Source organism: Streptomyces zaehneri, assembly GCF_032248645.1.
Lineage (GTDB): Bacteria > Actinomycetota > Actinomycetes > Streptomycetales > Streptomycetaceae > Streptomyces > Streptomyces coriariae.
Genome location: NZ_JASTTJ010000013.1, coordinates 57,005 through 81,640 on the forward strand (window position 1 = coordinate 57,005; position 24,636 = coordinate 81,640).

19 protein-coding genes and 1 pseudogene are annotated in these 24,636 nt (G+C 72.2%); 7 read left to right on the forward strand and 13 right to left on the reverse strand.

Annotation, left to right across the window (positions count from 1 at the left end):
* Positions 1-123: 123 nt before the first annotated feature.
* The 3 genes from QQM72_RS21995 to QQM72_RS22005 all read right to left on the reverse strand — a co-directional run bounded on the left by QQM72_RS21995 (position 124) and on the right by QQM72_RS22005 (position 7,300).
* Positions 124-1,587 carry a glutamate synthase subunit beta gene (locus tag QQM72_RS21995; protein ID WP_314222577.1) on the reverse strand — a complete coding sequence of 488 codons (1,464 nt, stop codon included), beginning with the start codon at positions 1,585-1,587 and terminating at the stop codon, positions 124-126.
* The gene (gene gltB, locus QQM72_RS22000) at positions 1,580-6,187 is read right to left on the reverse strand and encodes a glutamate synthase large subunit (RefSeq protein ID WP_314222578.1); all 4,608 of its coding nucleotides are present in this window, start codon (positions 6,185-6,187) and stop codon (positions 1,580-1,582) included. The genes QQM72_RS21995 and gltB overlap by 8 nt, the downstream gene beginning before the upstream one ends.
* A 381-nt stretch (positions 6,188-6,568) precedes the next feature.
* Positions 6,569-7,300, reverse strand: coding sequence for a VIT1/CCC1 transporter family protein (locus QQM72_RS22005; RefSeq protein ID WP_314222579.1), 732 nt, complete (start codon positions 7,298-7,300; stop codon positions 6,569-6,571).
* 291 nt (positions 7,301-7,591) lie between these two features.
* On the opposite strand from QQM72_RS22005, the gene QQM72_RS22010 reads away from it, so the two are divergent.
* From QQM72_RS22010 to QQM72_RS22040, 7 genes are read left to right on the forward strand one after another with little or no spacing between them, the layout of a single operon-like run.
* The gene (locus QQM72_RS22010) at positions 7,592-8,719 is read left to right on the forward strand and encodes an ADP-ribosylglycohydrolase family protein (protein ID WP_314222580.1); all 1,128 of its coding nucleotides are present in this window, start codon (positions 7,592-7,594) and stop codon (positions 8,717-8,719) included.
* The gene (locus QQM72_RS22015; protein WP_399078148.1) at positions 8,716-10,239 is read left to right on the forward strand and encodes an ADP-ribosylglycohydrolase family protein; all 1,524 of its coding nucleotides are present in this window, start codon (positions 8,716-8,718) and stop codon (positions 10,237-10,239) included. The genes QQM72_RS22010 and QQM72_RS22015 overlap by 4 nt, the downstream gene beginning before the upstream one ends.
* Positions 10,240-10,247: 8 nt before the next feature.
* Complete coding sequence (locus QQM72_RS22020) at positions 10,248-11,423, forward strand: ADP-ribosylglycohydrolase family protein (protein ID WP_314222581.1); 1,176 nt, start codon at positions 10,248-10,250, stop codon at positions 11,421-11,423.
* A complete protein-coding gene (locus tag QQM72_RS22025; RefSeq protein WP_314222582.1) occupies positions 11,411-12,790 on the forward strand; it encodes an ADP-ribosylglycohydrolase family protein in 1,380 nt (459 codons plus the stop codon). The genes QQM72_RS22020 and QQM72_RS22025 overlap by 13 nt, the downstream gene beginning before the upstream one ends.
* Positions 12,787-13,680, forward strand: a complete 894-nt coding sequence (rbsK, locus tag QQM72_RS22030) for a ribokinase (RefSeq protein ID WP_314222583.1) — start codon at positions 12,787-12,789, stop codon at positions 13,678-13,680. The genes QQM72_RS22025 and rbsK overlap by 4 nt, the downstream gene beginning before the upstream one ends.
* Positions 13,677-14,909, forward strand: coding sequence for a CaiB/BaiF CoA transferase family protein (locus QQM72_RS22035; protein WP_314222584.1), 1,233 nt, complete (start codon positions 13,677-13,679; stop codon positions 14,907-14,909). The genes rbsK and QQM72_RS22035 overlap by 4 nt, the downstream gene beginning before the upstream one ends.
* Complete coding sequence (locus tag QQM72_RS22040) at positions 14,906-15,739, forward strand: HpcH/HpaI aldolase/citrate lyase family protein (protein ID WP_314222585.1); 834 nt, start codon at positions 14,906-14,908, stop codon at positions 15,737-15,739. Before QQM72_RS22035 ends, QQM72_RS22040 begins: the two co-directional genes overlap by 4 nt.
* Before the next feature lie 371 nt (positions 15,740-16,110).
* On the opposite strand, the pseudogene lgt reads toward QQM72_RS22040, so the two are convergent.
* From lgt to QQM72_RS22090, 10 genes and pseudogenes are all read right to left on the reverse strand, one after another.
* Positions 16,111-17,044, reverse strand: a pseudogene (lgt, locus tag QQM72_RS22045) (prolipoprotein diacylglyceryl transferase); the annotation flags it as partial.
* Between the two features lie 93 nt (positions 17,045-17,137).
* Entirely contained in the window at positions 17,138-17,914 is a 777-nt protein-coding gene (locus tag QQM72_RS22050; RefSeq protein WP_314222586.1) for a thioredoxin domain-containing protein, read from the reverse strand.
* Between the two features lie 103 nt (positions 17,915-18,017).
* Positions 18,018-18,854, reverse strand: coding sequence for a tryptophan synthase subunit alpha (gene trpA / locus QQM72_RS22055; RefSeq protein WP_314222587.1), 837 nt, complete (start codon positions 18,852-18,854; stop codon positions 18,018-18,020).
* A complete protein-coding gene (gene trpB, locus QQM72_RS22060; protein WP_267020427.1) occupies positions 18,851-20,134 on the reverse strand; it encodes a tryptophan synthase subunit beta in 1,284 nt (427 codons plus the stop codon). The genes trpA and trpB overlap by 4 nt, the downstream gene beginning before the upstream one ends.
* A 56-nt stretch (positions 20,135-20,190) precedes the next feature.
* Complete coding sequence (trpM, locus tag QQM72_RS22065; protein ID WP_020129883.1) at positions 20,191-20,433, reverse strand: tryptophan biosynthesis modulator TrpM; 243 nt, start codon at positions 20,431-20,433, stop codon at positions 20,191-20,193.
* A gap of 22 nt (positions 20,434-20,455) precedes the next feature.
* Positions 20,456-21,265: an indole-3-glycerol phosphate synthase TrpC gene (gene trpC, locus QQM72_RS22070; protein WP_028806852.1), complete on the reverse strand. Its 810-nt coding sequence runs from the start codon at positions 21,263-21,265 to the stop codon at positions 20,456-20,458.
* A gap of 149 nt (positions 21,266-21,414) precedes the next feature.
* Complete coding sequence (locus tag QQM72_RS22075) at positions 21,415-21,873, reverse strand: DUF2752 domain-containing protein (protein WP_399078240.1); 459 nt, start codon at positions 21,871-21,873, stop codon at positions 21,415-21,417.
* 99 nt (positions 21,874-21,972) lie between these two features.
* Positions 21,973-22,224, reverse strand: coding sequence for an HGxxPAAW family protein (locus tag QQM72_RS22080; RefSeq protein WP_314222588.1), 252 nt, complete (start codon positions 22,222-22,224; stop codon positions 21,973-21,975).
* Positions 22,225-22,392: 168 nt separating this feature from the next.
* Positions 22,393-23,043, reverse strand: a complete 651-nt coding sequence (locus QQM72_RS22085) for a TIGR02234 family membrane protein (protein ID WP_314222589.1) — start codon at positions 23,041-23,043, stop codon at positions 22,393-22,395.
* A 94-nt stretch (positions 23,044-23,137) separates the two neighbouring features.
* Positions 23,138-24,625 (reverse strand): anthranilate synthase component I, encoded by a 1,488-nt coding sequence (locus tag QQM72_RS22090; RefSeq protein ID WP_314222590.1) that lies wholly within the window; start codon positions 24,623-24,625, stop codon positions 23,138-23,140.
* Positions 24,626-24,636 lie beyond the last annotated feature (11 nt).

Sequence of the window (24,636 nt, forward strand, 5' to 3'; positions counted from 1 at the left end):
GAGACGAAGGCGGACATGCGGCGGCGCCTGCCCGGTCGTCCGGTCGGGGACTGTGGGGCAGGCGCCGTCTGTGTTCCGTACGCCTTTGTACGGGACGTATGAGTGGCCCTGGGGGCCGGGCCGTCAGACCAGCAGCGAGCGGTCCGTCGGGCGGATCGGGGCCGGCAGCTCGCTCGCGCCGGTCAGGAACCGGTCGACGCCGCGGGCGGCCGAGCGGCCCTCCGCGATCGCCCACACGATGAGCGACTGGCCGCGGCCGGCGTCGCCGGCGACGTACACGCCCGGGACGTTGGTCCCGAAGTCGGCGTCGCGGGCGATGTTGCCGCGCTCGTCGAGCTCCAGACCGAACTGCTCCACCACGCCGTTCTCACGGTCGGTGCCGGTGAAGCCCATGGCGAGGGTGACCAGCTGGGCGGGGATCTTGCGCTCCGTGCCCGGCTTCGGGGTCAGCCTGCCGTCGATGAACTCGACCTCGCTGAGGTGCAGCCACTGGACGTTGCCGTCCTCGTCGCCCTCGAAGTGGGTGGTGGAGACGGAGTAGACCCGCTCACCGCCCTCCTCGTGCGCGCTCGTGACCTTGTACAGCATCGGGAAGGTCGGCCACGGCTGGGAGACCGCGTCCCGCTCCTCGCCCGGCCGGGGCATGATCTCCAGCTGGGTGACCGAGGCCGCGCCCTGGCGGTGGGCGGTGCCCACGCAGTCGGCGCCGGTGTCGCCACCGCCGATGACCACGACGTGCTTGCCCTCGGCCGAGATCGGGGGCGCCACGAAGTCGCCCTCCTGGACCTTGTTGGCCAGCGGCAGGTACTCCATCGCCTGGTAGACGCCCTTGAGCTCACGGCCGGGGACCGGAAGGTCACGGGCGGTCGTGGCGCCGGCGGCGATGACGATGGCGTCGTAGCGCTTCTTCAGGTCGGTCGCCTTGAGGTCGCGGCCGATCTCGATCCCGGTACGGAAGCGGGTGCCCTCCGCGCGCATCTGCTCGATACGGCGGTTGATGTGCCGCTTCTCCATCTTGAACTCGGGGATGCCGTACCGCAGGAGGCCTCCGATGCGGTCCGCGCGCTCGTAGACGGCGACGGTGTGGCCGGCCCGGGTGAGCTGCTGGGCGGCGGCCAGGCCCGCCGGGCCCGAGCCGATGACCGCGACGGTCTTGCCGGACAGGCGCTCGGGCGCCTGCGGGGCGACGTCACCGGTCTCCCACGCCTTGTCGATGATCGAGACCTCGACGTTCTTGATGGTGACGGCCGGTTGGTTGATGCCCAGCACACACGCCGACTCGCACGGAGCGGGGCACAGGCGGCCCGTGAACTCCGGGAAGTTGTTCGTGGCGTGCAGCCGCTCGGAGGCCGCCGTCCAGTCCTCGCGGTAGGCGAAGTCGTTCCACTCGGGGATCAGGTTCCCCAGCGGACAGCCGTTGTGGCAGAACGGGATGCCGCAGTCCATGCACCGGCCGGCCTGCTTGCCGATGATCGGCAGCAGCGAACCGGGGACGTAGACCTCGTTCCAGTCCTTCAGACGCACGTCGACGGGACGGGACTTGGCGACCTCACGGCCGTGGTTCAGGAAGCCCTTCGGGTCAGCCATTGGTCGCCGCCTCCATCATCTTCTCGGTGATCTCGGACTCGGAGAGTCCCGCCTGCTCGGCGGCGTCCTTGGCGGCGAGCACTGCCTTGTACGTGCTGGGGATGATCTTGCTGAAGCGCTCCGCGGCGGCGTCCCAGTCGACGAGCAGCTTGGCCGCGACCGTCGAACCGGTCTCCTCGGCGTGACGGCGCACGACGTCGTGCAGCCACTGCTTGTCGGTCTCGTCCAGTGCCTCGACGGCGCCGAGGTTGCCGGCGTTGACGTTGTCGCGGTTCAGGTCGATCACGTAGGCGATGCCGCCCGACATACCGGCCGCGAAGTTGCGGCCCGTCTCGCCGAGGACCACCGCGTGACCGCCGGTCATGTACTCGCAGCCGTGGTCGCCCACGCCCTCGGAGACGACCGTCGCGCCGGAGTTGCGGACACAGAACCGCTCACCGGTCCGGCCGCGCAGGAACAGCTCGCCGCCGGTCGCGCCGTAGGCGATGGTGTTGCCCGCGATCGTCGAGTACTCGGCGAGGTGGTCGGCGCCCCGGTCCGGGCGGACGACGACGCGGCCGCCGGAGAGACCCTTGCCGACGTAGTCGTTGGCGTCGCCCTCCAGGCGCAGCGTGACACCGCGCGGGAGGAAGGCGCCGAAGGACTGGCCGGCGGAGCCGGTGAAGGTGATGTCGATGGTGTCCTCGGGCAGGCCCGCGCCACCGAACTTCTTCGTCACCTCGTGGCCGAGCATGGTGCCGACCGTGCGGTTGATGTTGCGGATGGAGACCTGGGCGCGCACCGGCTGGGCGTCGGTCGCGGAGTCCGCGGCCAGGGCGTCGGCGGCGAGCTTGATCAGCTCGTTGTCGAGCGCCTTCTCCAGGCCGTGGTCCTGCGTGATGACCTGGTGCAGCGCCGCGCCCTCGGGCAGGGCGGGCACGTGGAACAGCGGGGCCAGGTTCAGGCCCTGTGCCTTCCAGTGGTCGACGGCGCGCTCGACGTCGAGGACCTCGGCGTGGCCGACGGCCTCCTCGATGGTGCGGAAGCCCAGCTCGGCGAGGATCTCGCGGACCTCCTCGGCGATGAACTTGAAGAAGTTCACCACGTACTCCGCCTTGCCGGCGAAGCGGTCGCGGAGCACCGGGTTCTGGGTGGCGATGCCGACCGGGCAGGTGTCCAGGTGGCAGACGCGCATCATGACGCAGCCGGAGACGACGAGCGGCGCGGTCGCGAAACCGAACTCCTCGGCGCCGAGCAGCGCGGCGATGATGACGTCGCGGCCGGTCTTCAGCTGGCCGTCGGTCTGCACGACGATCCGGTCGCGCAGGCCGTTGAGCAGCAGCGTCTGCTGGGTCTCGGCGAGGCCGAGCTCCCAGGGGCCGCCCGCGTGCTTGAGCGAGGTGAGCGGCGAGGCGCCGGTGCCGCCGTCGTGGCCGGAGATGAGCACGACGTCCGCGTGCGCCTTGGACACACCGGCCGCGACCGTGCCGACGCCGACCTCGGAGACCAGCTTCACGTGAATCCGCGCCTGCGGGTTCGCGTTCTTCAGGTCGTGGATCAGCTGGGCCAGGTCCTCGATCGAGTAGATGTCGTGGTGCGGCGGCGGGGAGATCAGACCGACACCGGGGGTGCTGTGCCGGGTCTTGGCGACCCACGGGTAGACCTTGTGGCCGGGCAGCTGGCCGCCCTCGCCGGGCTTGGCGCCCTGGGCCATCTTGATCTGGATGTCGTCGGCGTTGACCAGGTACTCGGAGGTGACGCCGAAGCGGCCGGAGGCGACCTGCTTGATCGCCGAGCGGCGCGCCGGGTCGTACAGCCGGTCCGCGTCCTCGCCGCCCTCACCGGTGTTGGACTTGCCGCCCAGCTGGTTCATGGCGATGGCGAGGGTTTCGTGCGCCTCCTTGGAGATGGAGCCGTACGACATGGCGCCGGTGGAGAAGCGCTTGACGATCTCGTCGACCGACTCGACCTCGTCGATGGAGATCGGCTGACGGCCGTCGGCACCGGTCTTGAAGCCGAAGAGGCCGCGCAGCGTCATGAGGCGCTCGGACTGCTCGTTCACGCGGTCCGTGTACTTCTTGAAGATGTCGTAGCGGGCCGTGCGCGTCGAGTGCTGGAGGCGGAAGACCGTCTCCGGGTCGAACAGGTGCGGCTCGCCCTCGCGGCGCCACTGGTACTCGCCGCCTATCTCCAGCGCGCGGTGGGCCGGCGCGATGCCGCTGGCCGGGTACGCCTTGGCGTGGCGGGCGGCGACCTCCTTGGCGATGACGTCGATGCCGACGCCGCCGATCTTGGTGGCGGTGCCGCTGAAGTACTTGGTGACGAAGGCGTCGTCGAGACCGACGGCCTCGAAGACCTGGGCGCCGCGGTAGGAGGCGACGGTCGAGATGCCCATCTTGGACATGACCTTCAGGACGCCCTTGCCCAGCGCGTAGATCAGGTTGCGGATCGCCTGCTCGGGCTCCATGCCGTTCAGGAAGGTGCCCGCGCGCAGCAGGTCCTCGACGGACTCCATCGCCAGGTACGGGTTGACGGCGGCGGCGCCGAAGCCGATCAGCAGCGCGACGTGGTGGACCTCGCGGACGTCACCGGCCTCGACCAGCAGGCCCACCTCGGTGCGCTGCTTGGTGCGGATGAGGTGGTGGTGGACGGCCGCGGTGAGCAGCAGCGACGGGATCGGGGCGTGCTCGGCGTCCGAGTGGCGGTCCGACAGGACGATGAGACGGGCGCCGTTGTCGATGGCCGCGTCGGCCTCGGCGCAGATCTCCTCGATGCGGGCGGCCAGCGCGTCACCGCCGCCGTGCACCCGGTACAGACCGGAGAGCGTCGCGGCCTTGAAGCCGGGCATGTCGCCGTCGGCGTTGATGTGGATGAGCTTGGCCAGCTCGTCGTTGTCGATGACCGGGAACGGCAGGGTGACCGTCCGGCACGACGCGGCGCTCGGCTCGAGCAGGTTGCCCTGCGGGCCGAGGGAGGAGCGCAGCGAGGTCACGAGCTCTTCGCGGATCGCGTCCAGCGGCGGGTTGGTGACCTGCGCGAACAGCTGGGTGAAGTAGTCGAAGAGCAGCCGCGGGCGCGCGGAGAGCGCGGCGATCGGCGAGTCGGTGCCCATGGAACCGAGCGGTTCGCCGGCGGTCTTGGCCATCGGCGCGAGGATGACGCGCAGCTCTTCCTCGGTGTAGCCGAAGGTCTGCTGGCGGCGGGTGACCGAGGCGTGGGTGTGCACGATGTGCTCGCGCTCGGGCAGGTCGACCAGCTCGATCTCGCCTGCCTCCAGCCACTCGGCGTAGGGCTTCTCGGCGGCGAGCTGGGCCTTGATCTCGTCGTCCTCGATGATGCGGTGCTCGGCGGTGTCGACGAGGAACATCCGGCCGGGCTGGAGGCGGCCCTTGCGGACGACCTTGGCGGGGTCGATGTCGAGGACGCCGACCTCGGAGCCGAGGACGACGAGGCCGTCGTCGGTGACCCAGTAGCGGCCGGGACGCAGACCGTTGCGGTCGAGCACGGCGCCGACCTGGGTGCCGTCGGTGAAGGTGACACAGGCCGGGCCGTCCCAGGGCTCCATCATCGTGGAGTGGAACTCGTAGAAGGCGCGCCGGGCGGGGTCCATGGAGTCGTGGTTCTCCCACGCCTCCGGGATCATCATCAGCACGGAGTGCGGCAGCGAGCGGCCACCGAGGTGGAGCAGCTCGAGCACCTCGTCGAAGGACGCCGAGTCGGAGGCGTCCGGCGTACACACCGGGAAGATCCGCTCGATGGACTTGCCGTCGGAGCCGAACAGGTCCGAGACCAGCTGCGACTCGCGGGCGGTCATCCAGTTGCGGTTGCCCTTGACGGTGTTGATCTCACCGTTGTGCGCGACGAAGCGGTACGGGTGCGCGAGGGGCCACGACGGGAAGGTGTTCGTCGAGAAGCGCGAGTGGACGAGCGAGACGGCCGAGGCGAAGCGGCGGTCGGACAGGTCCGGGAAGAAGGGCTCGAGCTGGCCGGTGGTCAGCATGCCCTTGTAGACGATGGTCCGCGCGGACAGCGACGGGAAGTAGACGCCCGCCTCGCGTTCGGCGCGCTTGCGCAGCACGAACGCCTTGCGGTCGAGGTCGACGCCCGTGCTCGCGTGGTCCGTGACGAAGATCTGGCGGAAGGCCGGCATCGTCGAGCGGGCGGTGGCGCCGAGCAGCCCGGGGGCGACCGGGACCTCGCGCCAGCCGAGGACGGTGAGGTCCTCGTCGGCGGCGATCGTCTCGATCTGTGAGACGACCTCGTCGATGCCGTCCTCGGGGAGGAAGGCGATGCCGACGGCGTAGCCGCCGGCCTCGGGGAGCTCAAGTCCGGCCACCTCGCGGAAGAAGGCGTCCGGGACCTGGGTCAGGATGCCCGCGCCGTCGCCGGAGTCCGGCTCGGAGCCGGTGGCGCCGCGGTGTTCGAGGTTGCGCAGAACGGTGAGCGCCTGCTCGACCAGCGTGTGGCTCGCCTCGCCGGTGAGGTTGGCCACGAAGCCGACGCCACAGGCGTCGTGCTCGTTGCGGGGGTCGTACATACCCTGCGCAGCAGGGCGAGCATCCATGAAGGACCAGTTCTGGCCATTCCCGGAATGCTGGGACGGCTGGCGCGGCGTACGCATCGGCTCTCCCGTCGTCGTCTCAAGTGGCATATCTGCTGGCGAAGGGACGACGTTGGCCCTCTGCGGAACGCAAAATTTCGTGCAGGTTACATGATGGAGCGGTTCTCGGGAACCGGATACTCCGTTCCAGCATGCGGACGCCACGGTGTCACGACAGGGGTGTTGCGCACGTGGCTGGAAGTATGTGGGGACCGAACGGGACGAGATCGATCAGATCGGTGTCCGCCGGTCCGGCAGGCGAGGAGAGCGGCGTCGTTCGCCTCGCGAGTACGCCGAAGGCGTCATTGCCCACAGCGCTTACGGCTCATGCCCGCTGGTTAAGTACTCGAAACCAGTCAGTAACGGCTACTTATGCGGCCCAACGCATAAGTAGCATCCGCACTATCCTACGGCCGTTCCGAACCAGCTGCCCAGGGCGTACGTCACACCGGCCGCCGCACCACCGAGGGCGAGCTGCCGCAGTCCGCTGTACCACCAGGTACGCGCGGTCACCCGGGCCACCACGGCCCCGCAGCCGAACAGCCCGAACAGCGCGAGCAGCACGGCCGGCCAGAGCGAAGCGGCGCCCAGGAGATAAGGGAGTACGGGCAGCAGCGCGCCCAGCGCGAACGCGCCGAAGCTCGACACCGCGGCGATCAGCGGCGAGGGCAGATCGGAGGGGTCGATGCCCAGCTCCTCGCGGGCGTGGATCTCCAGGGCCTGCTCGGGATCGCGCGACAGCTGCCGGGCGACCTGCCGGGCCAGCTCGGGCTCGACACCGCGGGCCTCGTACAGCGCGGCGAGTTCGGCCTCCTCGTCCTGGGGGTGCTTCGTCAGCTCCCGTCGCTCGACCTCGAGTTCGGCCTCGACGAGCTCGCGCTGCGAGGCGACGGAGGTGTACTCGCCGGCGGCCATGGAGAAGGCGCCCGCGGCGAGCCCGGCGAGTCCGGTGATGACGATGGTCTGGTGGCCCACCGAACCGCCGGCGACACCGGTCATCAGGGCGAGGTTGGAGACCAGGCCGTCCATCGCGCCGAAGACGGCGGGGCGCAGCCAGCCACCGTTGACATCCCGGTGGGTGTGGTTGTCGCGGTGCGCCTCGTGCAGTGCAGCTTCGGTTTCGATGATGGCCACGAGATCCCCCAGGGTGTTCGGAGCGCCTCAGGCAAGCTGAGGCAAAGCTAAGTCTGGACTGATTCCACTCTTCGACAACGCTAAAGATAGGCCGGGAGATTCCCGCCCGCCAGGAAGGAAAGGCTGGGCTAACCTGCGGTTTTACCCTCGAATGCTCATCCGATCGGCAACCCGCACAGATGTCGACCGGGTGACATGAGGGCCTCCGAGGCTGAGGTCAACCGCCGACGGTGGGACACATCCGCAAAAGGGCTCCGCGCCCCGTGCGGAACCCCTGAGGAGAGGTCGCGTATGGCATCGACCGCCTGCATCCCCTCGGTCCCGGCGCCGGGGGACGCCGCCGGCCTGCGCGAGCGGGCCCGCGGCGCGCTGCTCGGCCTGGCCGTGGGAGACGCGCTGGGAGCCCCCGCGGAGAACATGAAGCCCTCCGAGATCCGCGCCCGCTGGGGCCGTATCACGGGATACGTCACCGACCGGCCGGCCGGCACCGACGACACCGAGTACGCGATCTTCTCGGGCCTGCTGCTGGCCCGCCACGGCTCCGCGCTCACCCCCGCCCACGTCGAGGCGGCCTGGCACCAGTGGATCGCCGACCTCGACGAGGGCCCCTTCCGCGGCGCCGGCTTCAGCGAACGCGGCACCCTGGAGAACCTCCGCCGAGGCCTGGCGGCGCCGATCTCGGCGCAGCACCGGCACGCCTGGAGCGACGGCCTGGCGATGCGCGCCGCCCCCTTCGGCGTCTTCGCCGCGGGCCGTCCGGCGGAAGCGGCCCGCCTGGTCGCGATCGACGGCGCCGTGAGCCACGACGGCGAGGGCATCTACGGCGGCCAGGCGGTCGCGGCGGGAGTGGCCGCGGCGATGGCGGGAGCACCGGCGATCTCGGTGGTCGCCTCCGCCCTCGCCGTGGTCCCCGAGGACTCCTGGACGGCGCGTTCGCTGCGCCGGGCAGTGGCGGTGGCCCACCGGGGCGAGCGGGCGGTCCGCTCCGCCGTCGTCATCGGCGGCTACCCCTGGACCGACCTCGCCCCCGAGGCCGTCGCCCTCGCCTTCGGCGCCTACGCGGCCGCCGACGGCGACTTCCGCGAAGCCGTCCTGACGGCGGTGAACATGGGCCGCGACGCGGACACGACGGCCGCGGTGGCGGGCGCCCTGGCCGGTGCGACGCAGGGCGTGTCGGCGATCCCGGCGGAGTGGGCGGCGGCGATCGGCCCGGCACGGGGCAGCTGCCTGCCGTCCATGGCGGGCCACCACGTGCTGGACGTGGCCGAGTTGCTCGTGCCGGGCGAGGGCGGGAAGTGGGGCGAGGGGATGGTCATGGACGACCTCGTGCCCAATCTGACGGGCCTCGCCCGGATTCCCCTGCCGGACCCGACCGCCTTCACCCTGACGACGAACGACACCGCGGAGGTACGGCTGTGAGGCCACCGGGCCCCTGGCAGGAGGACACGTCCACGGGAACTCCACCCCCGGACCCCACCGATCCCACCGAACCCACCGAGCCGGTGCCGTCGACGGTGTCGGCAACGACGACGACAGCGGCGCCGACAGCGACACCGGCCACCGCGACACGGACGCAGACACAGACACAGACACAGAAAGCGATCCCGACCCCAACGGATACAGCTACGGCTACGCCTACGGCTACGGCTACGGCTACGGCTACGGCTACGGCTACGGCGGGAGCGAACGGACCGGCGGTCGCCGACGGCGAGAGCGCCCCGCAGAGATCACCAGCGCCCGACAGCGGAAGCCGCACTGGTGGTGCGGGTGGGAACAACCGGGCCGAAGGCGCAGCCCAGGCATCCCGCAACGCCGAGCGCCCGCAGGGAACCCGCATCGAAGGCCTCCTCCTCGGCCTCGCCGCGGGCGACGCCGCCGGCTGGCCCGCCGCCCGCCACCGAGCCGCCCGAATGCCGGAGTGGACCCGCCGCCTCACCCGCGAACTCGACACCTTCGCCGAACACAACGCGACGACCACCCTCCCCGTCCCCATCGCCCTCAACCAGCCCCCCGAACCGCTGCGCCTCGGCCCTTCCGACGACGCCGAGTGGGCGGCCTTCGCGGCCGAGGCGGTCCTGCGGGCCGGCGACGACGCCGCCCTCGGCGACCTCAGCCGGGAACGCCGGACACGCGCCGCCATCGACCTCACCTGGAACGCCGTCGCCTGCGAGGTCGCGGCGGCCGCCGACCGCGCTCCCGAGATCGAGTCCGCCGTCCTCCCGCTGCGCGCCCGGATCTCCGTCCGCGCAGGCCTCGGCAACCTCGCCGCAGGACTGCGGCCGCCCGCCACCGGCCACGACAACCCCCACTACTTCGACGACGCGGCCTGCGTACGCGCCTGCGTCCTGGCCGTGGCCCACCCCGGCGACCCCCGACTCGCCGCCGAACTCGCCGAGTTCGACGCCCGCTACACGCAGGACGGCGACGGCGTGCACGGCGCACGCGCGATGGCGGCGGCCCTGGCGCTGGCCCTCGTCGGCGCGGACCCCGACGCCTGCGTGGCGGCGGCGCTCGCCGAACTCCCCGAGCACACCGAGATCGGCCGCAACGCCCGGCACGCCCTCGAACTGGCCCGCGGCGCCGACAGCGCCTTCGCGCTCGTCCCCCTCCTGGAGCACCAGATCGTCGACCACGTCTACAGCTACGGCATCGCGGCGGCGGAGACGGTCCCGGTGGCCCTGGCCCTGGTGACGGCGTCCGGCGGACGTATCGGCGAAGCGGTACCGGCGGCGGCCTGTCTCTCCCGGGTCGCGGACTCGGCCCCGGCCCTGGCGGGCGCGCTGACCGGCGCGTTGGGCGGCGGCGCCGCGATCCCCGCCTCCTGGCGGGACAGCTGCCGCGTCCTGTCCGGCTGCGTCCTGCCCCGGCTCACCGGCACCGACCTGGTGGAACTCGCCGAACTCCTGGAAGCCACACAACCGGCCCCTCCAGGAGGATGATTCGGGGCATGACGCCCAAAGCACAAGAAAGCAACGGCGGAACCCTGGAAGACCGCATCACCGGAGCCCTCGTCGGCGCGGCCGTCGGTGACGCGCTCGGCGGCCCCGTCGAGGGCTACTCCCCCGAGCAGATCCTCCAGCGCCACGGCAGCCGGGTCCACGGCGTCGTCGGCCCCTGGAACGGCGACGACTGGCGCACCGCCCGCCCGATCGCCCCGTACCACAAGGGCGACGGCCACGTCACCGACGACACCTTGATGACCCACGCGCTGATCAGGGTCTACGCCACGGTCCGCGATCACCTGGACGCCTACGCGATCGCCGACCACCTGGTCCCGGACCTGCTGACGACACCCCGCTGGATCCCGGAGCTGGAGGCGGAGGCACTCCCCCTCCAGCGGATCTTCCTGGCGGAGAAATGGCTGGTGGCAAGGCTGCACTACGGTCATGTGGACCCCCGCGAGGCAGGCGTCGGCAACATCGTCAACTGTGGCGCGGCGATGTACATGGCGCCGGTGGGCCTGGTCAACGCGGCCAACCCGGCGGGTGCGTACGCCGAGGCGCTGGACATCGCCGGCGCCCACCAGTCGTCGTACGGCCGCGAGGCGGCGGGAGTCTTCGCGGCCGCGGTGGCGGCCGCGTGCACGCCGGGCGCGACGGCGGACTCCGTCGTCGCGGCCTGTCTGACCCTGGCGCGGGACGGGACCCGCACGGCGATCGAGAAGGTCTGCGAAGCGGCGGCCCGGCACACCGACTTCGAGTCGGCGCTGGTGCCGCTCCGGGAGGCGGTGGCGCCGTACGACACCGTCGGCCCCGACTACCGCCGGCCCTCCCTGGCCGCCCGCCGCCCTTCCCGCCTGCACGCGATCGAGGAACTCCCCGTCGCCCTGGGCATGTTGCTGGTGGCCGACGGCGACTACCGGCAGGCGGTCCTCGGCGCGGTCAACTACGGCCGCGACTGCGATTCGATCGCGACGATGGCGGGAGCGGTGGCCGGCGCCCTCGGCTCGCCGGTTCCCGACGCGTGGTCGAAGCAGGTCGGCGAGGCCAGCCGCCTCGACCTCTGGCAGCCCGCGGCGACACTCACCGAGGTCACCCGGGAGATCTTCGACCGCGACGTCCACCACCGCCGCACCCACGAGCGGGCGTTCTTCGCGATGGGAGGTCCGCGATGCTCCGCCTGACCTGGGTCCAGCCCGAGGACCTCCTCGGCCACGAACTGCGCCAGGCGGTCCAGGACGGCCGGGAACCGTGGGCGATCGCCGCACGCTGGAAAGCGGCCGGCGGCTGCGAGGCCCCCGCCCGCGCCGGTGCGTCCCCGCAACGCGCCTCGCGCTATCTGCGCCTCCTCGCGGACGACCTCCTGGACGAACTGGCCGACCTGCCCAGCAGGTCGGCGGAGCACGAGCCGACCGGACTGGAGAAGATCAGGGCCCTGTGCCCGCAGTGGCCGAGCCGTCCGGCCGGCACGCACGCGCCGGCCCCCGCCCCGGCCGCCCTGGAAGCGGCCTGGCTGGGCCGGGCCGTCGGCTGCCTGCTGGGCAAACCGGTGGAGAAGCTCCCCCTGGACGCCGTCCGCGGGCTCGCCCGGGCCACCGGCAACTGGCCCCTCGCCGGCTACTTCACCGCCCGCGGAATCCCCGAGCCGCTCCTCGAGGCGCACCCCTGGAACCGCCGCTCGGCGACCACCTCCCTCGCCGAGAACATCGACGGCATGCCCGAGGACGACGACCTCAACTACCCGCTCCTCAACCTCCTCCTGCTCCAACGCCACGGCAGGGACTTCACCACCGCGGACGTGGCCCGGCTCTGGCTGGACGAACTCCCCGCGGGCCGCACCTTCACCGCCGAGCGTCTCGCCCTGCGCAACCTCCTCTGCGGCATCGAGCCCCCGCTCACCGCCCGCCACCGCAACCCCTTCCGCGAGTGGATCGGCGCCCTCATCCGCGCCGACGTCCACGGCTGGACCAACCCCGGGGACCCGGCCGCGGCGGCCGAGCAGGCCCACCGCGACGCCACCCTCACGCACACCGCCAACGGCGTCTACGCGGCGATGTTCACGGCGGCCGTCATCGCCGCCGCCACGACCGGCGCGCATGACGTCCACGCCTGTCTGCGCACCGGCCTGAGCGTCGTCCCGCCCCGCTCCCGGCTCGCGCGGGCGGTCACCCACGCCGTCCGGCTCGCCGGGGAACACCCCGACTTCGACACCGTCGTGGACGAACTCCACGCCGCACACCAGGGGCACCACTGGGTCCACGCCATCCCCAACACCGCCCTGATCGCCGCCGCCCTCACCCACGCGGACGGCGACTTCACCGGCTCCATCGGCCGTGCCGTGTCCGGCGCCCTGGACACCGACTCGGTGGGCGCGACGGCCGGCGGGATCGCCGCCCTGCTCACCGGCGACCCGGCCGCCCTGCCCGACCACTGGACGGCCCCCCTCAAGAACCGCCTGGCCACCTCCGTCGCCGGCCTCGACGGTGTCGGCTTCGACACCCTGGCCCACCTCACCTGGTCCCTCATCCCCCGGGAGGCTTCCCAGCCATGACCGACATCGTCGTGCTCGGCAGCACGAACATGGACCTCGTCGCCTACGTCGAGAAGCCCCCGCAACGCGGGGAGACCGTGACGGGACGGGAGTTCCGTACGATCCCCGGCGGCAAGGGCGCCAACCAGGCGGTCGCCGCCGCCCACGCGGGGGGCACCGTCTCGATGATCGGCGCCGTCGGCAACGACGCCTTCGGCACCCGGCTGCGCTCCACCCTGGAGCACTCCGGCGTGAACACCGACCACCTGCGCACCGTCGAGAGCCCCTCCGGCACCGCGCACATCGTCGTGGACGACGAGGGCGGCAACGCGATCGTGGTCGTCCCCGGCGCGAACGGCACCGTCGACCACCTCGTCCCCGGCGACGAGGTCCTCATCTCCTCCGCGGACGTGCTCCTGCTCCAGCTCGAGGTTCCCCTGGCCGCGGTCGTCGCGAGCGCCCGCGCGGCCCGCGCCCACGGTGTCCGGACGATCCTCACCCCGGCCCCCGCCCAGCCGCTCCCGCCCGAACTCCTCGCGGCCACAGACCTGTTGGTCCCCAACGAGCACGAGGCGGCCACACTCACCGGCCGCACCGACCCGCGCGAGGCGGCCACCGCCCTGCTGGACAGCGTGCCGGAGGTGGTCATCACGCTCGGCTCGTCAGGCAGCCTGTACGCCACCCGGGGAGCGCAGCCGCTGACCGTGCCCGCCCCGCGCGTCACCGCCGTCGACTCGACCGGCGCGGGCGACACCTTCGTCGGCGCCCTCGCGGTCGCGCTCGGCGAGGGGCGGCCCGTACGGGAGGCGCTGGCCTGGGCGTCCGCGGCGGCGGCCCTGTCGGTCCAACGACCGGGCGCCTCCGCCTCGATGCCCTACCGCTCCGAGATCGAGACGCAGTACGCGTCATGACCGAGAAGACCGCGGAGAAGGCCACCGAAACGGCCGCCGAGAAGACCACTCCCCTGCACGGTGTCCGCGTCCTGGACCTGGCCACCCTCTTCGCCGGCCCCCTCGCCGCCACCATGCTCGGCGACTTCGGCGCGGAGGTCGTCAAGGTCGAGCACCCCACCCAGCCGGACCCCTCCCGAGGCCACGGCCCGTCCAAGGACGGCGTGGGCCTCTGGTGGAAGATCCTCGGCCGCAACAAGCGCGCCATCACCCTCAACCTCTCCAGGCCCGGCGGCCGCGCCACGCTGCTGCGCCTCGCCGCCACCGCCGACGTGATCATCGAGAACTTCCGTCCCGGCACCCTGGAGAAGTGGGACCTCGGCTGGGACGCGCTGTCGGCGGCCAACCCCCGCCTGGTCCTCGCCCGGGTCACCGCCTTCGGCCAGTTCGGCCCCTACGCCCACCGCCCCGGCTTCGGCACCCTCGCCGAGGCGATGAGCGGATTCGCGGCGATCACCGGAGAACCGGACGCGTCCCCGACCCTCCCGCCCTTCGGCCTGGCCGACTCGATCGCCGGTCTGGCCACCGCCTACGCCGTCATGACGGCCCTCGCCGCCCGCGACCGCACCGGCGAGGGACAGGTCGTCGACATGGCGATCATCGAGCCCATCCTCACCGTCCTCGGCCCCCAGCCGCTCTGGTACGACCAGCTGGGATACGTCCAGGCCCGCACCGGCAACCGCTCCGCCAACAACGCCCCGCGCAACACCTACCGCACGGCCGACGGGAACTGGGTCGCCGTCTCCACGTCGGCCCAGTCGATCGCGGAACGCGTGATGCGCCTGGTCGGCCGCCCCGAGCTGATCGACGAGCCCTGGTTCGCGACCGGCGCCGACCGGGCCGCCCACGCCGACCTGCTCGACGAGGCGGTCGGCAGCTGGATCGCCGCCCGCAGCCGCACCGACGTCCTCGCCGCCTTCGAGAAGGCGGAGGCCGCGATCGCCCCGATCCAGGACGTACGCGACGTGATGGCGGACCCCCAGTACCAGGCCCTCGGCACCATCACCGCGGTCGAGGACCCGGAGCTGGGCCGGATCCGCATGCAGAACGTCCTCTTCCGGCTCTCCTCGACCCCCGGCGCGATCCGCTGGACCGGCCGCCCGCACGGCGCCGACACGGAGGAGGTCCTGACCGAACTGGGCCTGTCCGAAGCCGAGCTGACCTCCCTCCGCAAGGCGGGCGCCGTATGACGAAGACCCCTCTGACCTGGCTCTATGTCCCCGGTGACCGCCCGCAGACCGTCACCAAGGCCCTCGCCTGCGGCGCCGACGTCGTCATCGTCGACCTGGAGGACGCGGTCGCCCCGGACCGCAAGGAGTACGCCCGCACGGCCACCGCCGAACGCCTTCGCGAGCCCCAGCCGGTCCCGGTCCACGTCCGGGTGAACGCCCTGGACAGCCCCTTCGCCGCGGCGGACCTCCGCACGATGGCCGCCCTCCCCGGGGTCTCCGCGCTGCGCCTGCCGAAAGTGACGTCCCCGCACCAGATCACCCGCGTCGCCGAGACCGTGCCGCCCGCGGACCGTGGAGCCACCCCCCTCCACGCCCTCCTGGAAACAGCCCTGGGCATCGAACACGCCTTCGCCATCGCCTGCGCCCACCCCTCGCTGCGCGGCATCGCCCTCGGCGAGGCGGACCTACGAGCAGACCTGGGCGTCCGCGACGACGCGGGCCTCGACTGGTCCCGCGCCCGGGTCGTGGTCGCCGCCCGGGCCGCGGGTCTGGCGCCCCCGCCCCAGTCGGTGCACCCCGACATCCGTGACCTGGAGGGCCTGGCCACCAGCTGCGCCCACGGCCGCACCCTCGGTTTCCTGGGCCGCGCCGCCATCCACCCCCGCCAGCTCCCGATCATCGAACGGGCCTACCTGCCCACCCAGCACGAGCTGGAGGAAGCCGAGACGATCGTGAAAGCGGCGGCCACCGAGCAGGGCGCCCAGGCGCTCCCGGACGGCCGGTTCGTCGACGCGGCCGTGGTGGCCATGGCGCAGCGCACTCTGTCCCTGGCAGCCCGCGGGGACTGAACCCTCCCCGTCGCGCACGGACGACGAGGGCGCCCGGCAGACCCCGGGCGCCCTCGTCGTCGTACGAACAACCAGCCGTCAGCTCTTCTTGCCGGCCGACTCGGCTCCGTCCTTGACCTCGTCCTTCGAACCGGCCACGTCCTCGGCCTTCACCGCGGCGGCCTTCCCGGCCTCACCCTTCGCACCGGCGTCGGCCTTGACGTCGGCAGGTGCCTTGGCATCGACGGAGGCCTTGGTGACGGCGGAGACCTTGGCATCGGCGGAGGCCTTGGTGTCCGCCTCGCCCTTCGCGTCGGCGCCGGCGTCGCTCTCGGCCTTCACTTCGCCGGCACGCTTCGCACCGGCCTTCGCGTCGGCGCCGAACCCAGCCTTGTCCTTGCCCTCGGCCTTGTCCTCGGCCTTGGCCTCACTCTTGCCCTCGGCCTCGTCCTCGGCCGCGTCCTCCGACGTGCCCTCGCCGTCGGCTTCCGTCCCACCGCCGGAGGCGCCCGCACCCGGCTCGACCACCGCTTCGCGCCCCGGCCGCTTCTTCGCCGAGATCACGATGTAGATCACCGCGAGCAGGAACACGACCATCGCGGTCCAGTCGTTCAGCCGCAGGCCCAGGATGTGGTGGGCGTCGTCGACCCGCATGTACTCGATCCACGCGCGGCCCACGCAGTACGCGGCGACGTACAGCGCGAAGGCCCGCCCGTGCCCGAGCTTGAAGCGGCGGTCGGCCCAGATGACGAGGAGCGCTACGCCGACGCACCACAGCGACTCGTACAGGAACGTCGGGTGGTAGTAGCCGGGCACCCGGCCGTCCGCCGAGGACGTGATGTGCAGCGCCCAGGGAAGGTCGGTCTGCTTGCCGTACAGCTCCTGGTTGAACCAGTTGCCCCAGCGGCCGATCGCCTGGGCGAGGGCGATGCCCGGCGCGATGGCGTCGGCGTACGCGGGCAGCGCGATACCCCGGCGGCGGCAGCCGATCCACGCGCCCACCGCGCCGAGCGCGATCGCGCCCCAGATACCGAGGCCGCCCTCCCAGACCTTGAAGGCGTCCACCCAGTCGCGGCCCTCGCTGAAGTACAGCTCGTAGTCCGTGATCACGTGGTAGAGCCGGCCGCCGACCAGGCCGAAGGGCACCGCCCAGACGGAGATGTCGGCCACCGTGCCGGTCTGCCCGCCGCGGGCGACCCAGCGCTTGTTGCCGAGCCAGACCGCGACGAAGACGCCGATGATGATGCAGAACGCGTAGCCGCGCAGCGGAACGGGGCCGAGATACAGCACCCCGTGCGACGGGCTGGGAATGTAGGCAAGTTCCATGGCAGGGTCGACGCTACCGTGCCGGACCGGGCCGACGACGGGCAGCCCGGCTACGGCTCCATAACGGGCGGGTGTGCAGGGCCTCACCCCTGGTCACCCTTTGTCGGCTTCCTCCACCATCTGCTTCAGCTTGGCCGGCGTCATCGACTGGTCGGCGTAGATGTTCTTGCCGTTGAACAGCACGGTCGGAGTGCCGCCGAAGTGGCCGTTCTGGAAGGCCTGGTTGGACTTCTCGACCCAGCTGTTGTGCGTGCCGCCCTCGACGCAGGTACGGAACGCGGGCGTGTCGAGGCCGTCGACCTTGGCCGCGAGCCCGATGAGCTTGCTGTTCTCGGCGAAGGCGTCGTCGGTTTCCTCCGGCTGGTTCTCGTACAGCACGTCGTGGTACGCGGGGAACTTCCCGACGTCCTGCGCGCACGCCGCCGCGTTGGCCGCGTTACGGGAGCCGCTGCCGCCCATGTTGCCGTCGATGAGCGTGGCCAGGTGGTACTCGACCCTGAGCTTCCCGGCGTCCGTCAGCTCGTGGATCGTGGGACGGTACGCCGCCTCGAAGGCCTTGCAGGCCGGGCAGCGGAAGTCCTCCCACACGGTGAGCGTGGACTTGGCACCGTCCTTGCCGACGGGGATCGCGAGCGCGTCCTCGCCCTGCGCCCCCGAGGGGGCCACGACCGGCCCCGCCTTGTCGCTGCTGTCGTCCTTGCCGGAGTTGGCCGCGACGACCCCGATCACCGCCGCCAGACCCAGGACGCAGACGACGCTCGACGCGACGATCAGCGTCCGCCGTCGCCGCTCCGCTGCCTTCTGTTTCTCTCGCTCGTCCGCCAGCCGCTCCCTGGCAGTGCGCTTTCCCGCACGATTCTTCTCGCTCACACCCCCAGAACGAACCGGGGAGGCGCATTGCGCCTCCCCGACCCCAGGTCCACCCGTTCGAGTGACCCGGAGACATGTCCCGCTCTGTTGCGTCCGTCCCCGCCTACACCTGTCGGCGCACGCCCTTCGCCAGCTCGCCCGCGAGTTCGCGGACCGCCTCGATTCCGGCCGCGTCGTCCGGCGCGTCCAGCATCCGCTTGACGAAGGCCGAGCCGACGATCACACCGTCGGCGAAGCCGGCCACCTCGGCGGCCTGCCTCGCGTCGGAGACGCCGAGGCCGACGCAGACGGGCAGGCCGGTGCCGGTGGCCCTGGTCCGCTCGACCAGGTCCTGGGCCTGCGCGCCCACCGACTCACGGGTGCCGGTGACCCCCATCAGCGAGGCGGCGTAGACGAAGCCGCTGCCCGCCTCGGTGATCTGCGCGAGCCGCGCGGCCTTGCTGCTCGGCGCCACGACGAAGACCGTCGCGAGGCCGTGCTTGCGGGCGTGCTCCCTCCACAGCGCCGACTCCTGGACCGGCAGGTCGGGCAGGATGCAGCCCGCGCCGCCCGCCTCGGCCAGCTCGGCGGTGAAGCGCTCGACGCCGTAGCGGTCGATCGGGTTCCAGTAGGTCATGACGAGGATCGGCTTCCCGGTGGCCTCGAAGGCCTCCCGGACCGTCCGCATCACGTCCGCGATCCGCACCCCGCCGCGCAGGGCGATGTCGTCGGCGGTCTGGATGACCGGTCCGTCGAGGACCGGGTCGCTGTGCGGCAGACCGACCTCGACGATGTCCGCGCCACCGTCGATGACGGCCTTGATCGCCTCGATGCCGCCGTCCACGGTCGGGAACCCGGCCGGGAGGTAGGCGATGAGCGCGGCGCGGCCCTCCGCCCCGGCGTCGGCGAGGGTGTCCGACAGCAGCCCGCTGTTCCCACCGGTGAATTCGGCCCCGCTCACTTGGCGTCCCCCTCGATCTCGGCGGTGTCGGCCGCGTTGGCGGCGACCTCGGCGTCGGTGTCGTACAGGCCGAAGTAACGGGCGGCCGTGTCCATGTCCTTGTCGCCGCGGCCGGACAGGTTGACGACGATCAGCCCGTCCTTGCCGAGCTCCTTGCCGACCTCCAGGGCCCCGGCCAGCGCGTGCGCGCTCTCGATGGCCGGGATGATGCCCTCGGTGCGTGACAGCAGGCGCAGCGCCTGCATGGCCGCGTCGTCGGTGACCGCGCGGTACTCGCCGCGGCCGCTGTCCTTGAGGTAGGAGTGCTCGGGGCCGATGCCCGGGTAGTCCAGGCCCGCCGAGATGGAGTACGGCTCGGTGATCTGGCCCTCGTCGTCCTGGAGGACGTAGGAGCGCGAGCCGTGCAGGATGCCGGGCTCGCCCGCGGTCAGGGTCGCCGCGTGCTCGCCGGTGTCGATGCCGTGACCGGCCGGCTCACAGCCGATCAGCCGGACGTCGGCGTCCGGGATGAAGGCGTGGAAGAGACCGATGGCGTTGGAGCCGCCGCCGACGCAGGCGACCGCCGCGTCGGGGAGGCGTCCGGCGCGCTCCAGGATCTGGCGGCGGGCCTCGACGCCGATGACGCGGTGGAAGTCGCGCACCATCGCCGGGAAGGGGTGCGGTCCGGCGACCGTGCCGAACAGGTAGTGGGTGCGGTCGACGTTGGCGACCCAGTCGCGGAAGGCCTCGTTGATGGCGTCCTTCAGCGTGCGGCTGCCGGACTTCACGGCCACGACCTCGGCGCCCAGCATGCGCATGCGCGCCACGTTGAGGGCCTGGCGCCGGGTGTCGATCTCGCCCATGTAGATGGTGCACTCGAGGCCGAAGAGGGCGCAGGCGGTGGCCGTCGCCACGCCGTGCTGGCCGGCGCCGGTCTCGGCGATCACGCGCGTCTTGCCCATGCGCCGGGTGAGCAGGGCCTGCCCGAGCACGTTGTTGATCTTGTGGGAGCCGGTGTGGTTGAGGTCCTCGCGCTTGAGGAAGACCCGGGCGCCGCCGGCGTGTTCGGCGAACCTCGGCACCTCCGTGAGGGAGCTGGGCCGGCCGGTGTAGTGCATGAGCAGGTCGTCGAGCTCGCGGGCGAACTCGGGGTCGTGCTTGGCCTTGTCGTACTCGACGGCGACCTCGTCCACGGCGGCGACGAGGGCCTCCGGGATGAACTTGCCGCCGAACGCGCCGAAGTAGCCCTCGGCGCTGGGGATCTGACCCTCGGGGTCGGGAATGAAGAACTCGCTGGGCATGCGGAAACCTCACGGTGAGTGTGTGTCGGACACTGTCGCCGTGGGGGCAGGGACGGTCAGTCGGCTGCGGGACCGTTGTGGCCGGTCGCGCCCGCGCGGCGGTGGCCGCACATCCGAAAGAGCCCCGCGCCCCTGACGGGGCGCTGCCATCGCATGCCGTTCACCTGGCCGGGCTCGTCCCCGATGACGTACCGCACGCGCCGGCCGTGCACCCGGCGTGCGGGCGCACGGCAGCCACGGGGGCGGCAGCCGCGCGCGAGGCGGGCGTACCTGTCCATGGCCGTCGTCGTGGGTGTCATCGGGGCCGATCCTACCGGGGGATCAGCCGCGGCCGTGCCGGAGTGCGGGGTGCTCGCCCGCCGCCACCAGGTCGGCAACCGCCGTCTTCGGGTCGCGGCCCGTCACCAGGGACTCGCCGACCAGGACCGCGTCGGCGCCGGCGTTGGCGTACGCGATGAGGTCGTGCGGGCCCCGGACGCCGGACTCGGCGACGCTGACGACGTGGGCCGGGATCTCGGGGGCGACGCGCTCGAAGGTGCCCCGGTCGACCTCGAGGGTCTTCAGGTTGCGCGCGTTGACACCGATCACCTTGGCGCCCGCGTCGACCGCGCGCTCCACCTCGTCCTCGTCGTGGACCTCTACGAGCGGGGTGAGGCCGATGGAGACGGCGCGCTCGATCAGCGACTCGAGGGCCGGCTGCTCGAGGGCGGCCACGATCAGCAGTGCGAGGTCGGCGCCGTACGCGCGGGCCTCCCACAGCTGGTACGAGGTGACGATGAAGTCCTTGCGCAGCACGGGGATGTCGACCCGCGCGCGTACCGCCTCGAGGTCGGCGAGAGAGCCGCCGAAACGGCGCTGTTCGGTGAGGACGGAGATGACGGCCGCGCCGCCCGCCTCGTAGTCCGCGGCCAGTCCGGCCGGATCGGCGATCGCGGCCAGCGCGCCCTTGGACGGGCTGGAGCGCTTGACCTCGCAGATCACCTTGACGCCGTCGCCCCGGAGCGCGGCCACCCCGTCCTTGGCGGCGGGGGCCTTCGCCGCGCGCTCCTTGAGCTCGTCGAGGCTGACGCGCGCCTGCCGCTCCGCGAGGTCGGCACGGACTCCGTCGATGATCTCGTCGAGCACACTCACGCGAGCGGCCCCCTTCCAGCGGTGGAGAGACGGTTGACAGTTCCAGCGACCAGTAGAGAAGAGGTGGTCACTGCGATGGTATCCGGAGGAAGGCGAAGGCCTCACATCCGGTTGACGCCGGTCCCACTACCTGGACATTCGCCAATTGATCAAGGATGCAGCCAGCCACCGAACGGCAGGTTCCGGACAACCGTGAAGACCAGCACGAACGCGCCCAGCGTCCACAGCAGCGCCGGGGCCGGTTCCACGCGCGCGGGGCGTCCGCGCACCGCACGTACCACCCAGACGGTCCACAGGACCGCGAAGCCCAGATAGCCGGCGACGGCCAGTGCGTTGTCGTGCAGGGCGGCGGCGAGGTCCCCGTGCACGAAGGCGTGCGCGCTGCGCAGTCCGCCGCAGCCCGGGCAGTACAGGCCCGTGAGGCGCAGGAGGGGGCAGACCGGGTAGTGGCCGGGCTCGTTGGGGTCGACGGTCCCGACGTAGGCGAAGGCCCCGACGACGGCCGCGAGGGTCCCGGCGGGCACCGCGAGTCGTCCGAGCACGGTTGTCGGGGGTGTCGGGGGCGGCCGGGGTGTCACCCGCCGGCTAGGGGCGTTCACGCCTCGTATTGTGCCCCGCAGGGGCGCCACGCGCGCGTGAGGGGCGGCCGGTGTGCACCGGCCGCCCCTCACGAGGTCCTGCGGAAGTCCTGCCGAAGGCTTCGGGGCTCAGGCCTCGGCGGCCGCCGGCTCCCGGGTGGCCGTGACCTGGTGCACCGGGTGGGCGTCCTTCGGCATGCCGAGGCCCATCGAGCGCATGATGCCGCCGACGACACCGCCGAGGGCCACGATCGCCATGCCGGCCCAGAAGCCGAGCGGCTCGGCCATCACCATGAACGCGCCCGCGACGGTGAACCCGATGAAGACGATGGTGACACCGGTCCAGGCGGCCGGGGTGTGTCCGTGGCTGCTGCCCGCCATGACTTGCTCCTCATTGCTGTCTCTGTGTCCGTCCGAGCCGGACGCTCGTCGTCCATTGTCCCGTACCGGCGCGCGTCGCGGACGCGGGGGTGGCCTCCGGTCCGCGTCTGATTCACCACATCGACGAGCGCGCGACCGGACGTCGGCCGGGCTCCGCGCACCGCCGGTTCAGGCGGGATCCGCGCCCGTCGGGTCCTCGCCCCGGTCCAGCGCCTTCCAGATGTCCTCGGGCCGGTCGGGGTCGACGGGCTTGGCCGCGCGCCGGGGACGCGGGGTGCCGTCGCGTTCGTAGCGGCCTGACATCGCGGGCCACAGGCGGCCGTAGCGCAGGGCGAGCAGGCCGGCCAGCAGGATCAGGGCGCCGCCCGCGGCCGCCGCGTAGGGCCACGCGGTGTGGCTGAAGGAGGCGACGGTCGCCGAGGTGTCACCGGAGGCCCGGGCGGCCTGCTCGTCGAGCGAGGAGCCGTCGGAGGCGCCGAGCAGGGCGGCGGCCATGATTCCGGCGCCGGAGAGCGCGAGCAGCGCGGAGACCGCGAAGCGGCCGGTCCTGCGCACGGCGAAGACGGCGACGAGCGCGGCGAGGGCCGCTATGGCGAGCGCCGCGGGCACGCCCGTCACGTCGCTGCCCCTGGCGGTCAGCGGGAAGGCGCCGCCGGCCACCGTGGCCGTGCCCTCCGACCAGCGCTGCCGGGTGGAGAGCAGGGTCACGGCCGAGCCCAGCGCGCCGAACAGCAGGGCGAGCGCGAGGCTTCGGCGGCCGGACCCGGCGGGGGCGGCGGCTTCGGATCGGGGGTGCGGAACAGCAGTCACGTACTCCACTATCGCCTGAACCCCGGGCGAACCGTCACCCGGGGTTCACGTGAGACGCGTCCTATCTTCGAAGGGCGCCCCGGCCGTCTGTCCGGAAAGCGCCCTATTTCGCCAGTCGGTTGGCGGTGTGGACGGCGCGCAGGACCGCCGCCGCCTTGTTGCGGCACTCCTGGTCCTCGGCGACGGGGTCGGAGTCGGCGACGATGCCCGCGCCGGCCTGGACGTAGGCGGTGCCGTCGCGCAGGAGGGCCGTACGGATGGCGATGGCGGTGTCGGAGTCGCCGGCGAAGTCCAGGTAGCCCACGCAGCCGCCGTACAGGCCGCGCCGGGACGGCTCCAGTTCGTCGATGATCTGCATGGCGCGCGGCTTGGGGGCACCGGAGAGGGTGCCGGCGGGGAAGCAGGCGGTGAGGACGTCGAAGGCGGTACGGCCCGCCGCGACCTTCCCGGTGACGGTCGAGACGATGTGCATCACGTGCGAGTACCGCTCGACGGACATGAAGTCGACGACCTCGACCGAGCCCGGTTCGCAGACCCGGCCCAGGTCGTTGCGGCCGAGGTCGACGAGCATGAGGTGCTCGGCGCGCTCCTTGGGGTCGGCGAGCAGTTCGTCGGCGAGGGCCTGGTCCTCCTGCGGGGTGGCCCCGCGGTGCCGGGTTCCGGCGATGGGATGGACCAGGGCGTGCCCGTCCTCGACCTTGACGAGGGCTTCCGGGGAGGAGCCCACGACGTCGAATCCGTCGAAGCGGAACAGGTACATGTACGGGGACGGGTTCGTCGCCCGCAGCACCCGGTAGACGTCGAGCGCGCTCGCCGTGCACGGCGTCTCGAAGCGCTGGGAGGGGACGACCTGGAAGGCCTCGCCCGCGCGGATGCGCTCCTTGATGTCCTCGACGGCCCGCTGGAAGTCGAGGCCGCCCCACAGGGCGCTGTACTCGGGGAGTTCGGAGGGCGGCAGGACGGCCGGGGGCTGGACGACCGGGCGGGAGAGGTCGGCCTCCATGGCGTCCAGCCGGGCCACCGCGTCCGTGTAGGCCTCGTCGACGCCCGTGTCGAGGTCGTTGTGGTTGATCGCGTTGGCGATCAGCAGGACCGAGCCCTCCCAGTGGTCCATGACGGCGAGGTCGCTGGTCAGGAGCATGGTCAGCTCGGGCAGCCGCAGGTCGTCGCGGTCGCCGGGGCCGATCTTCTCCAGGCGGCGCACGATGTCGTAGCCGAGGTAGCCGACCATGCCGCCGGTGAAGGGCGGCAGGCCCTCCTCGTGGGGGGTGTGGAGGGTCTCGATGGTGGCGCGCAGGGCGGCGAGCGGGTCGCCGTCCACCGGGACGCCGACGGGCGGGGTGCCGAGCCACTGGGCCTGGCCGTCGCGCGCGGTGAGGGTCGCCGCGCTGCGGACGCCGATGAAGGAGTACCGAGACCACTGAAACGCCGTGCGGCCGTTCTCCGCGGACTCCAGGAGGAAGGTTCCGGTGCGCTCGGCGGCGAGCTTGCGGTAGAGCGCGACCGGGGTGTCGCCGTCGGCGAGGAGCTTGCGGGTGACCGGAATGACGCGGCGGTCGGTGGCCAGCTTGCGGAACGTCTCGAGGTCCATGGCGGCTGACC